At 35.7% G+C, this 13,886-nt stretch carries 7 protein-coding genes; 6 read left to right on the top strand and 1 reads right to left on the bottom strand.

The window, feature by feature from the left end:
- The coding region (locus BM088_RS18410) for a transposase (protein ID WP_177208070.1) at window positions 1-262 on the bottom strand (262 nt) is incomplete at its 3' end.
- A gap of 151 nt (window positions 263-413) precedes the next feature.
- On the opposite strand from BM088_RS18410, the gene BM088_RS18405 reads away from it, so the two are divergent.
- The 6 genes from BM088_RS18405 to BM088_RS18380 all read left to right on the top strand — a co-directional run bounded on the left by BM088_RS18405 (window position 414) and on the right by BM088_RS18380 (window position 13,816).
- On the top strand, window positions 414-866 hold the full coding sequence (locus tag BM088_RS18405) for a hypothetical protein (RefSeq protein WP_091988055.1): 453 nt from the start codon (window positions 414-416) through the stop codon (window positions 864-866).
- A 35-nt stretch (window positions 867-901) separates the two neighbouring features.
- Window positions 902-1,399: a DUF4124 domain-containing protein gene (locus BM088_RS18400; RefSeq protein ID WP_091988052.1), complete on the top strand. Its 498-nt coding sequence runs from the start codon at window positions 902-904 to the stop codon at window positions 1,397-1,399.
- A gap of 37 nt (window positions 1,400-1,436) precedes the next feature.
- Window positions 1,437-1,958: a methylated-DNA--[protein]-cysteine S-methyltransferase gene (locus BM088_RS18395; RefSeq protein ID WP_091988049.1), complete on the top strand. Its 522-nt coding sequence runs from the start codon at window positions 1,437-1,439 to the stop codon at window positions 1,956-1,958.
- A gap of 141 nt (window positions 1,959-2,099) precedes the next feature.
- A complete protein-coding gene (locus BM088_RS18390; RefSeq protein ID WP_091988046.1) occupies window positions 2,100-3,287 on the top strand; it encodes a S8 family peptidase in 1,188 nt (395 codons plus the stop codon).
- Window positions 3,287-4,582, top strand: coding sequence for a TIGR03032 family protein (locus BM088_RS18385; protein ID WP_091988041.1), 1,296 nt, complete (start codon window positions 3,287-3,289; stop codon window positions 4,580-4,582). The genes BM088_RS18390 and BM088_RS18385 overlap by 1 nt, the downstream gene beginning before the upstream one ends.
- 72 nt (window positions 4,583-4,654) lie before the next feature.
- Complete coding sequence (locus BM088_RS18380; protein WP_091988038.1) at window positions 4,655-13,816, top strand: Ig-like domain-containing protein; 9,162 nt, start codon at window positions 4,655-4,657, stop codon at window positions 13,814-13,816.
- Window positions 13,817-13,886 lie beyond the last annotated feature (70 nt).

The raw sequence follows: 13,886 nt of genomic DNA, 5'->3' as shown, positions 1-13,886 counted from the left end.
CCCATTCTGTATCACTATTTTTTGCTAAAGTTTTGAACAGTCTCATTAATATGCCTTTTCTTGACCAAAGAAGAAAACGACGATAAATGGTATTCCACAACCCAAAACATTCAGGTAAATCACGCCACGGACAGCCAACACGTAAGCGATAAAGTATTCCTTCTAGTGTTTGTCGATGTTCAAGCTTGTTATAAACTCTATCTTCAAGCAATATAGCTTTTAGTTTCGACCACAGCTCATCAGTGAGCATTAATCGGGGCATGACAATCTCGTTTAGTTTGGTTTTGGCGAAGTGAATTATACGAGATTGTCACTTACGCACAAAATTCAAACAAAGATCAACAGCCCCTAGTTGAAAAACATAATTAATCTTTATTTTTATAATAATAAAACGAAAGTTAAAGGATTAAATAGTGCAAAAATATAGTCATATTGCACCCATTGAAGAAATTGAAGAAGATACTCAGTTTTGGGATATTCAAAGCTCATTAAAAGTTTTGTTAATCAACATTTTTTCAATTCAAGTTGTATTTTATATTTTAACAACCTTAACATCTGTATTTGCTAACCAGATTATCAGTACGCTCAATTTAAGTTTTGTTAGTACGCAAGGGTTAAGTTATTTTGCCACCAACATGTGGAGTATTACCTTTGTTTTTTTACTGTGCATTCCTATTTATATAAAGCTTAAAAAAGTGGTGAATTACCCATTATATTTGATGGCACTTTATCCTGTAACATTATTGCTTTTTTCATTTAAAAACAGTGTTTCTTCACTGGTTGTTTTAGTGCTTGCATTTCTATCTTTGTTAATTGTTTATGCTGTTAATTATTTCCAGTTTAAACAACGAGAAACTCAGTGTTAAGGTTATATTACTTATTTCAATAGTGGGAATTTAAAATGAAAAAATGTGTTTATTTATTGGTTTTAGTATTAGTTTTGAGCATCGTTGCACTTTTTGTTTTAAAGCGCCCTGATGGCCAAACTTGGTTAACGATAGATACAGTAAAACCTGACTTAGTTTCAGTAGGTAATGAAGTTGATAAAGTAAAACAAAATTTTATTAAAAATATTAAAACGACGTTCAACACTGATAGCCAAGAGAAAGTTGAAATATACCGTTGGCAAGATGATAAGGGCGTATGGCATTTCTCTGATAAAGCTTCTGCTGCAACTAAAAGCGAGCAAGTATGGTTAGACCCTAAAGATATCACAGTTCTACCAGCTATAAAGCCAGTTAAAGCTCAAGTGACTGAAAAGCAAGTTGAAGAGAAAAAAACAGAGTTACCTAGTCCTATGACAATTTCACCAAATAAAGCTTTAAAATTGATGACGGATGCTAAAAATATTCAGCAATTAGTCGATCAAAGAGAAAAGAAAGTATCGGAAAATTTATAGCGAATGTTTTTTTAATAAATACTAAGTAGAAATACCCATGCCTCAAATTAATATCCAATTTTATAAGACTCAGTATGCCGAGTTTATTTTAGGATCTTTTAATAACCAGTTATGTTTACTTGATTTTAGATATCGAAAAATGCGCCATATATTAGATCAAAAACTTAAAGTTCATTTAAAAGCTGATTTTATTGAGCAAGATACGCCACTATTAAAAGAAACACGTAATCAAATAAATGAATATATAATGGGGGAACGTAAACAGTTTGATTTACCTATATTAATGCAAGGATCTGAACTAGAAAAAAATGTTTGGCGTTTATTAATGCAACTACAATATGGACAAACAACGACTTATCAAGATTTATCAAATAGTATAAATAGAGAAGCAAACCTTAATATAACAGAAAAAATGGTTGCTTCTGCTAATGGCGCCAATTGCATCGCTCTTATTATTCCATGTCATCGTATTCTAGGAAGTAATGATGAACTCGTTGGTTACGGTGGCGGGACAAATCTTAAATTAAAACTGTTAAATTTAGAGCAAAGCTTATTTTAAACCTCTATCAATATTGACTTGTACTTAGACTAAGAATAAATATGTGAATAAGGTACATTTCTTTACAAAGTAGTAAAAAAGTTTAACATGTCCCTTTTGATAATTTCGCAGCAATAATACGTAATTTCTTCGGGGTATGTTATGTCTACTAAGTTAGTGGGAGCTATATTTTTTATTTGTTTTATTGCTTCAACTAATTGTTTTGCTGAATCATTCACTTTTTTAAATTTAAATGAACAAATAAAGCTCAATAAAATTGCTCATTCTACTTATCAAGTAGACGCTAAAAACCTAAACATACGCATTTCAAATCGTTTAATTATTAAGAGTAAACATTTCTTAACTTCAGAGGAAATAACGCACTTAGCGCCACAATTAAGTCGTCAAATTACCTTATTTAAACTAAGTACACAAGCTTATTATTTATTAGAATTTGAAACAACTGATAGTGCACTTTCGGCGCTTACTTTATTACAGGTCCATCCTCAAATAAGCTTGGTTCAACCAGATTTATTACAGCTAAATTTAACTTCTCCTAAGTCATTAATAAAAGAGAATGTGAGTAAGTTTAAACCAGAAAACTTAACCCATTTCATCACCTTAAACGATATAAAAAAAATGAAGGAAAATAACCAAGGTGAAAATGTAAAGGTTGCCATTATTGATGATGGCATTGATACCTCAATACCTGAACTACAAAGAGTGGAACAGATATTTAATTATGATTTTAATGCGAACAATAAAGACGAAAACTTACAGTTTGGTCATCATGGTACTCAGGTTGCGAGTACTATTTTTTCAACTTTACAGAAAAATATGGGTATAGCACCAAGAGCACAACTTATTTCAATTCGTCAACTTGATACTTGGACATCAACAACCTTACTCAGCTTTTATATGGCGCAAGCGGCAGGAGCCGACATAATTAATGCCAGTTGGAATTCTAGAATATTGTTAGAGCCTATAAAAGATATCGTAAATTATTTGGCAATAAATGGACGTGATGCTAAGGGAATTCCAGTTGTTTTTTCGGCGGGTAATAGTGGTCAAAAAATTGAACCTAATCGCTTAGAGTCATCACTAAAGAAAGCCATAATTGTTGGTGCGATAAATAAAAACAATCAAAAGTTACCATTAAGCAATTATGGTGGAAGTGTTGATTTATATGCACCCGGATGGGCAGTTAATGTCATCAAATTAAAACCTAATACCTTGTTTGGAGCGACTTCTCGCGCTGCTGCAATCACCAGTGGCTATATTGCATTAATGCTGTCTGAAAATGCAGATTTAACACTTAAACAAATATCCAATACACTCGGGGCTCATTAATGAATATAAAGCAACTTGCGGGCGAAGACGTTACTGAAATGGACTTTAACTGTGAATATACCAGTAACATACCGAGTCTATTCAAACAACTGAACATTTCAATTGCTTTTACATCTTATCAAGCGGGTCGTTTGATGCTAGTGCGCTCGGATGGAAATGAACTTGATGTCAATTATAAAAGCTTTCTTCGACCTATGGGTTTAACTGCGTATGAGGGAGGGATTACCTTAGGGACTTACACTCAAGTAATTAACTTTCAACGTGAAGATGACATGTTAGTGCAAATAAAGCAGCCATTAACACCTATTGAAGATGACATCACAGCGCCACGAATAAAACAGCATGGAAAAAAACAGCTCACAAAAAGCGATATTTCAGAAGAAGAAATAAAAATAGAACAAGTACTTGCGGGTATTAATTTATCAGAAACTCAAAAAGCGCAACTTGATATCAATATGCTTGAATTTAAGCAAGAACAAGCAAATAAAATGATCCCAGTTGATTATCGAACCGACGCATGTTTTATTACACGCGCTACGCATTATACAGGCATGATAAATATTCATGATATTCAATGGGGAGAAGAAGGCTTGTGGGCTGTAAATTCTAGCTTTTCTTGTCTTTGTACATTAGACCCTGATTATAGTTTTGTACCACGATGGCAACCTTATTTTATTTCTGAACTAAAGCCTGAAGACCGATGTCATTTAAATGGAATGGCTTTAAAAAATGGCAAGCCGGCATATGTAACTACTTTTTCAAAATATGACTCTCCTGCCATGTGGCGCAAGGGTAATAAGTTTGATGGTACTTTAATGGATGTTGAAACAAATACTATTTTACTTGATGGGCTGGCAATGCCTCATTCGCCTCGTTGGTATAATAATAAAGTGTATTTTTGTAATTCAGGCCATGGGTTAGTGTGTTGTTATGACCCTATAACAAAACAAACAGAAACAATTACACAGCTTCAGGGGTTTACTCGGGGTATCGACTTTTTTGGTCCTATCATGATGGTTGGTTTATCTAAAGTGAGGGCCAGTGATGTCACTAAACCAGCTCCTTTGAAAGAGCTTTATGATGAAACTTTTTCAGGCGTTTGGTTAATAAACCTTGACGAAACTGACAATGAAAAGCAAATAATAGGTTTTATTAAATTCACTGGCAATGTTGATCAGGTTTATGATATTGCGGTTATAACGGATAGTCATTTTCCAGAATTAATAGACCCAAACCACCCAAGAATGAGAAACCACTTCAGCCATAGTGAGTTACAACCTATTCAAAATGAGTAATGATTAAAAGTGTATAAATAAGTTTTCAATAATAATTTTTTGAAGTTTAAATGAGTTTTAGAGTAATAATTTATGAGTCATGACAATAAAAAAGTAACAGCGAATAAAAATACAGTAACAAATGTATTTAAAGCCTTAGTCCCTTTTATAGCTATTGCAGCGCCGCAAGGAAATGCATCAAATCGACACTTTAGTTCAATAAGAAAAGCGAATAAAGCTGTTGTTGTGGCTAAAAATAAAAACTTATCAACTTTTGACATATCGTCTTCAAAAAAACCAACTCAAACCATCATTTCAAGTGATAATAACCCTGCAACAATCAAACGCAGTGTATTTTCTGCTTTTTCGAATAAGCATTCAGCAAAGAAAAATAGCAATATATCCATAAATGATAAATATAGTGATGAACTATTAAAAATAATATCTGATAGCACCTTGCTTACTAAATCAATTAATAAAGCAACACTAAGTGGTGATATAGGTCAGAAGTTTTTCTTATCTTGTAGTATGCCCAGTTATGCAACGCAAGCGATATGTGAAGGTAACGGTGGTACTTGGACTAACCCTAATAATGCACCGGTTAATACACTACCGTCAGCACCTACGGTCAATGAAGATGATACTAATGTTGCAGTAGCCGATAATATTAATATCAGTGATAGCAATGGTGATAGCCAAACAATCACTTTAACATTTACCGGTGGTACAGGCTCTATTACAACAGGGTTATCTTTTGGTGCTGGAGATGGCACTGATGATACAAGCATGTCCTTTAGTGGTTCAATAGCCAGTATTAATACAGCTTTAGATACTTTAACTTTCACGCCTACAGCAAACTTAGCTGGTACGAGTGCTGGTGCAATCCGAATGCAACTTAATGATGGCAAAGGGGGAGCTGATGACGATACATTACAGTTTGATATTGTTGCTGTTAATGATGATCCAACACAAACGGGGACTTTTCCAACAGATATTACTGTAGCTGGCAATGTCTCAAGTAATTTAGATTTTTCAGGCTTATCGTTAGCTGATATTGATTCAGCTTCAAATAACCTAGTTATGACATTTACAGCAAGTGCAGGTATTTTAGCTGCATCTGATAGTGGTGGTGTAATAATAAGTGGTTCGGGTACGTCCACTTTGACCTTAACAGGCTCAATAACCAATATTGATACGTATATTAATACAACAAGTAATATTCAATATACCAGTGCCGCTGATGCTAACGGTAATAATGCTGCAACAGTTACTGTTAAAATTAACGATGGCGGAAATGTTGGCACAGGCGGTGGCGCAGACATTGCGCTTGGTAGCGTTAATGTTGATATTCCAGCACCTCAAATTACTTCCGCAACATATAGTGAAGATACAAAGTCCTTAGTGGTTACGGGTATTAATTTCATCACTAAATCAGGGGTAAGTAACGATGTAGATGTTACAAAATTGACTCTAACTGGTGAAGGAAACTCAAGCTTTACACTCACTAATCAAAGCGCAAATGTTGAAATAACCAGTGCAACCTCATTCACTGTAATTGTCGGCGGGACAGATGTCTCAAGCGTTGAAGCGTTGTTAAATTCAAATGGTACAACTGCTGACGATAGTACTACTTATAACCTTAATGCAGCTGATGATTTCATTAGTGCTTATACAGACGCTGATACAGCAGATATCACCAACGCTATAACTGTAAATGGATGGCCACAACCTAGCATTACATCAACAACTTATGATACTAATACCGGTATTTTGGTTGTCACAGGTATTGATTTTTCTGCCAATGGTGCGGCTAATGATGTAACGGCTGCACATTTTACTTTTACAGGTGAAGGTGGTGTAACTTATACCTTAACTAATACAGCTGATGTAGAACGTGATAGTGCAACACAGTTTACTTTTACGCTAAGTGCAACAGATAAAGCTGCTGTAAACGCCATAGTAAATAAAGAGGGCTCAACTTCAACAGGTGGTACAACCTATAATATTGCAGCCAGTGATAACTTTATCTCAGCTGTTACTTTAGGAAATACAGCTGATAATAGTAATGCCATTACTGTGAGTAATGTTGCAATTCCAACTATCGTATCAACAACATATGATGGCTCTGCGGGCATTTTTGTTGTAACCGGAACTAATATTCCAAATATAAGTGGTGCAACAAATGATATTGACGCATCAAAGTTCACCTTCACAGGTGAAGACGCAAATACTTATACCTTAGTAGGAACAAGTGATGTTGAACGCACATCACCCACCAGCTTCTCGCTGACATTAGATGCAACTGATAAGGCGCAAGTACAAAAGTTAATCAATAAAGCAGGAGCCAGTACTACAGGAGGTGTTACTTATAATTTGGCTGGCGCAGAAGATTGGGCTCTAGGTGCTGATGCAGCTGTTAATGTTGTCGATAGTTCAAACAATGGCGTTATTGTGAGTAATGTACCTGTTCCCGCTGTAACTTCGGCAACATATAATGAAGATACAAAAGCTTTAGTCATCACAGGTGTAAACTTTGCTGCATTAGGGGGAGCGAACAACGATATTGATGTAAGAAAGTTTACTTTTACTGGTCAAGCAGGTAGTACTTTTACTTTAACTGGGCAAAGTGCAAATGTTGATATTACAAGTGTTACATCATTCACAGTAACAATCGGTGGCACTGATGTCGCAAATGTTGAAGCCTTGCTAAATGTAAATGGGAGTAAAGCAAACGATAATACAACATATAATTTAAGTGTTGCAGATGATTTTAATGCCGCAAATACCGATGGTAATACAGCTGATACAATAAATGCGTTAATGGTAAGTGGCTGGCCGCAACCTTCTGTTTCGTCAACAACATATGATGCTAACACAGGTGTTTTGGTTGTTACAGGCATTGATTTTTCTGCTAATGGTAGTGGTTTTGATGTTGATGCATCTACTATTACTTTCACTGGAGAAGATGGCGTAACTTATACATTAACTGATACATCCGACGTTAATATAGACAGTTCATCCCAGTTTACCATTACGCTTAGTGCGACAGATAAAGCAGCTATAAACGCATTACTTAACAATAATGGAACAAGCTTAACGGGCGGAGCGAATTATAATATTTCTTTTGCCGATAACTTTATGTCAGGAGTTACGATAGGAGATACATCAGATGCAAGTGGTAATGGCATAATTGTAAGCAATGTTGCTGCGCCTATTATTTCTTCAACAGCTTATAATGCGACAACGGGTGTATTAGTTATTACTGGTGCTAATATTTCAAATGTAACAGGCAGTGCAAATGATATTGATGCATCAAAATTTACATTTACAGGTGAAGGGGCCACAACATACACATTAGTTGGTACACCAGATGTAGAGCGTACCTCTGATATTAGTTTCTCATTAACATTAGATGCCACTGATAAAGCGGCTGTACAAAAACTAATTAATAAAAATGGTACAAGCTCAACCAGTGGCACAACTTATAATATTGCCGCCGCAGAGGATTGGGCTAAAGGGGCTGGCGCTTCTGTCAATGTTGTTGATGCCACCAATGCAATGAATGTGAGCAATATTGTGAGCCCTTCAATCACTTCTGCTACATATAATAGCAATACCGGTGCACTCTCAGTTACAGGCATTAATCTACTACAAAAGTCAGGAGCAATAAATGACATCGACTTGTCTACTTTGACTTTGACTGGGGAAGCTGGGGGAACATATACGCTTACAACCGCAACAGATGTTGATCTTACTAATGCTACAAGCTTTAGTGCAACATTATCCGGATCAGATAAAACGCAAGTTGATTTGTTATTGCATATCAACGGCGCACAGTCAGATGACAGCACAAGTTATAATTTAGCGGCAGCAGATGACTGGAATACGGGGGCTGATCCTGCTGTTAATATTGTTGATACCACGAATACGGTCACTGTAAATGGCTGGCCAGTGCCAAATATAACCTCATCTACTTATGATGAAAAATCAGGTGTATTGGTTGTAACAGGGGAGAATTTTTCAGTAAATGGTGGAGGCTTTGATATTGATGCTTCAAAATTAACTTTTACTGGTCAAGCTAATGCGACTTATACTTTAACGGATACCAGTGATGTTAATATTACAAATGCCACAAGTTTTAGTTTAACTTTAAGTACTGCTGATATTACAAATATAAAGGCTATTTTAAATAAAAATGGTACTTCATCTGTTGATGCTATTAATTATAACTTATCTGTCGCTGATAACTTTTTAACGGCAATAACACAAGGTAATACTAGCGATAGTACTGCAAGCATCACAGTGAATAAAGTTGCACCTAAAGTAACAACTCCAAATAGTGCGCTACAAATTAATGCTGCAAACCAAATAATTAGTGGAACCTATAGCACTAACGGTATCAGCATAGGTTTATACCTTGATGCTAATAACGATGGAATTTCAGATGGCGGTGCGGCGCTTGCAACAGATAATGTTGCAGGCGGTAACTGGTCTATGAGCGCTTCTTTAGTTGATGATACTGTATTTAATTATGTGGTGATTGCAGATTTTAGTAATGCAAATGAATCGGCGCATATTAATGTACCAACGATAACAGAAGACTCAACTGCACCTACAGGTTATAGCGCAACAATACAGAGCAATATTACCGCGAGTAATGCATCAGCATTGGCATTTACTTTTGCAGGAGCTGAAGTTGGAACAACTTACAATTACACTATTACGAGTTCTGCTGGTGGGGGCACTATCACTGGTACGGGCACTATTTCAACTGCGACGGATAAAATCTCTAATATAGATGTATCAAGCTTAAATGATGGCACCTTGACATTAAGTGTGACTTTAACTGATTTAGCTTCAAATGCAGGGAATGCGGTTTCAGATACCACGATTAAAAATATAATTCCACCGAATGTCGCACCTGTTATTACACAAGGCTCAAGTGTGACAGTTAATATGTCAGAAGATAATTCACCTACTGCATTTTCTCTTTCTTTAAGTGCAAGTGATGGTAATGGTGATGCTTTAACTTGGTCTGTTTCAAATGCTGCTTCAAATGGTGTTGCAAATGTAAGTGGTTCAGGCACAAGTAGTAATGTTAGTTATGTTCCAAAATCAGATTTTAGCGGCACAGACAGTTTTGTTATTCAAGTAAATGATGCAAATGGTGGTACCGATAGCATTATAGTGAATGTAACTGTGATAGCCGTGAATGATTTGCCAACAGGTGCAGTTTTGATTTTGGGCGAAGCAAAAGAAAAATCAACACTAACAGCCAGCAATACTTTAGTTGATAAAGAAGGCTTGGGTACTATTAGTTATACGTGGAAACGTGGAAATATCTCTGTATCTACAGCTAACAGCTACATATTAACCAGTGACGATATCGGTAGCTTAATGACTGTTATTGCAAGTTATACAGATGGGAAAGGCTCTGTAGAAACAGTGACATCAAGTAGTTTTGGTCCAATTGTAAACGTGAATGATGCACCTGTAATTAATGGCTCTGCAATAACAAAAGTAAATCAAGATAGTGCTTATAGTTTTACACCTACGGCATCAGATGTAGATAAAGATAAACTGACTTTCTCCATTGCAAATAAACCTAGTTGGGCAAGTTTTGATGCTTCAACAGGGTCATTAACGGGCACACCTGACAATACACATATTGGAGCCACAACTAATATAGTGATTTCGGTGAGTGATGGTATCGAAACGATCTCTTTATCTGCGTTTAATATTGAAGTTGTTAATGTGAATGATGCACCTGTGATCAGTGGCTCTGCAATAACAAAAGTAAATCAGGATACTGCTTATAGTTTTACACCCACAGCATCAGATGTAGATAAAGATAAACTGACTTTCTCCATTGCAAATAAACCAAGTTGGGCAAGTTTTGATACTTCAACAGGGTCATTAACGGGCACACCTGACATTACACATGTTGGCACTACAAGTAATATAGTGATTTCGGTGAGTGATGGTATTGAAACGACCTCTTTATCTGCGTTTAATATTGAAGTTATTAAAATAAATCAGGCACCAGTGATAACGGGTGTACCTATCACTAAAGTGAATCAAGATGTGAGTTACCGCTTTACACCAGCGGCATCAGATTTAGATAAAGATAAACTTACTTTCTCTATTGCAAATAAACCTAGTTGGGCAAACTTTAATACTTTAACAGGGGCATTAACGGGCACGCCAAATGAGAACCATATAGGCTTAACAAACAATATAGTGATTGCGGTGAGTGATAGTATTGAAACAACATCTTTATCAGCGTTTAGTATTGAAGTTGTTAATATTAATGATGCGCCTGTCATTAGCGGCTCTCCAATAACAAAAGTGAATCAAGATGCCAGTTATCGCTTTATACCCACTGCATCAGATGTGGATGGCGATAATTTAACTTTTTCAATTAGTAATAAACCTAGCTGGGCAAGTTTCAATGTTGCTACAGGTGAGTTAACAGGCACACCTAACTCTGATAATTTAGGAAGCACAAATAATATTGTTATTACTGTGAGTGATGGCGAAAAATCCACTTCTTTGGCTGCATTTAGCATTGAAGTGATTAATAAAAATGAAGCGCCAATAACACAAACAGGTGTCATTGAGCTAAATGAAGATGAGAGTAAAAGCGTCAATTTTATTGCATCAGATATTAACCAAGATGAACTGACCTTTATTATAGTGACGCAGCCAAGTTTTGGTGCTGTATCTCAACTAAATAATATTTGGACATATACACCTGAAGCTAACTTTACGGGTGATGATAACTTTACATTTAAAGTAAATGATGGCGAGTTAGACTCTAATATTTCAACCGTGAGTATTCATGTTTTACCTATTAATGATAAGCCTCTTGCACAAGACGATGTTTATACTTTAGCTGTGAATAATGAGGGGAGATATGAACTTGATGTCATGAGTAATGATGCGGATATTGATGGTGATGAGTTAAGCATTATAGGTGCCTCAGCAAGTGTTGGTACAGTATTAGTTGAAAATAATAAACTGATTTATCAAGCGATAGAGGGCAATATAAGTGACATTAATTTTGAATATATTATTCAAGATGTAAGTCAAGAAACGAGCACCGCAAATGTATCACTCACAATAGAACAAAACGATGATGCTGCATTACCAAATATTATTGTGCCACAAGATATTGAAATCAATGCACAAGGTTTATTCACTAAGGTTGACTTAGGTGTTGCAACAGCAACAAATAAGAATGGTGATCCCATCGCTGTATCATTAATTGATAATAATACGGTATTTGAACCAGGTGAACATATTGTTTATTGGCAAGCGAGTGATAGTGAAAATAATACATCAGTTAAAAGCCAAAAAGTGACTGTTAAGCCAATTATCTCAATTGAAAAAGATGCGCAAACAGCGGAGGGGACTAATCAAAGGGTTTCAGTATATCTGAACGGTCAATCACCTCAGTACCCCGTAACGATAAGCTATAGTATTTCAGGAACATCTGACTTGAATGATCATGATTTAATTGGTGGTGAAATCACAATTGAGCAAGGTTTAGAGGGCGTTATTGCGTTTAATGTTTTTGAAGATGGACTTTCTGAAGGTAATGAAACTTTAGTTATTAACTTAAATACCAATCAGAACTTAGGTAATAATGCTGCACATATACTGACAATTGTTGAAGAAAATGTCGCTCCAGTAATTGAAGTACAAGTATCTCAAATGAATGAAGTACGTTCATTAGTCATTAATAATGAAGAAGTCGTTAATATTAAAGCAAGTGTCACTGATGCTAACCCAAATGATAATCATACAATTACTTGGACAAGTGGCCATGAAGGCATAGTAAATACTTCATCAATTGACAGTGAGTTTATTTTTAATGCTCAAGGTTTAGCACCTGCTGTTTATCAAATAACAGTCACTGCAATGGATGATGCAAATATACCACTTGAAACACGTGAAACTGTTTATATTGAAGTGATACAGCAGTTAGCTCAGTTAGGCAGTGAAGATACGGATGGCGACCTTATACCGGATAACCAAGAAGGTTACAGTGATTCAGATAATGATGGCATACCTGATTATTTAGATGCCATTAGTGAATGTAATGTAATGCAAGAGCAATTACATAGCTCAGATCAATACTTAGTTGAAGGTGAACCAGGTGTTTGTTTACGTAAAGGTTCTACTGTTGCTTCAAATGAAACTGGTGGCGTGCAGCTATTAGAAAGTGAGTTGCCATCGGATGAAACATCAAAAAATATAGGTGGATTATTTGACTTTATTGCAACAGGTCTGCCTCAGCAAGGTCAAAACTATACGATTGTATTTCCTCAGGTATTACCAATTCCACAAGGTGCAATTTACCGTAAATTTAAAAATGGTGTTTGGGTTAATTTTGTCGAAGATGAAAATAATATAATTAGCTCTGCTGCGGGAGAAGCGGGATACTGCCCTCCACCAGGTCAAAGTGGTTGGACAACAGGTTTAACTGAAGGTCATTGGTGTGTTCAACTTGTTATTGAAGATGGTGGTGCTAATGATGATGATGGTATTAAAAATGGTACTATTGTTGACCCCGGTGGTGTGGCTGTTATTTTAGATAATAATAACCTACCTACTGCAAATCCTGATAGCATCACTATGAGTTGGAATGAAAACATTATTATAGATGTACTAGTAAACGATACAGATACTGATAATGATGAACTCAAGATCAGTAGTGCTACAGCTGATTTTGGTACTGTTACAGTAGAAAACAACAAGCTAGTTTATCAATCATTAAATGATTTTTTTGGACTGGCAACAATTCAATATAGCATTAGCGATAATAATGGTGGAACAGCACATTCAACTGTTGAAGTTAATGTTGTAAGTAATATGGCACCTGTTGCAAATGATGATGTGGCATCAACGAAAGATACCATGCCTATCAATATTGCTGTATTAGAGAATGATACTGATATTGATGGTGATTTTTTAACGATTACTGAGGCACTGGCTGAGTTTGGAAATGTCGTTATCAATACAGATCAGACTTTAACCTATACACCTAAATTAGGTTTTGCAGGCTTAGATACTATCAGTTATAAAATGACTGATGGAAAAAATGAAACAGTAAGCGCAAAAGTAACTGTAACGGTAGAACTTAATGAACCAACATCTGTAAAACGTAAAAATTCGTCTGGTACTATGAGCAACTTATTAATACTAATAAGTTTACTTATGTTACGCAGAAAAAAAGTGCGAATGAAATAAAACTTAACCATTGATAAAGCCTATTAATAGATGATTATATTTATTAATAGGCTTTTTGATATGGATTAAA

Origin of the sequence: Pseudoalteromonas denitrificans DSM 6059 (genome assembly GCF_900112265.1) — a bacterium.
Taxonomy (GTDB): Bacteria; Pseudomonadota; Gammaproteobacteria; order Enterobacterales; family Alteromonadaceae; genus Pseudoalteromonas; species Pseudoalteromonas denitrificans.
This window is presented reverse-complemented; position numbering and strand designations above follow the sequence as displayed.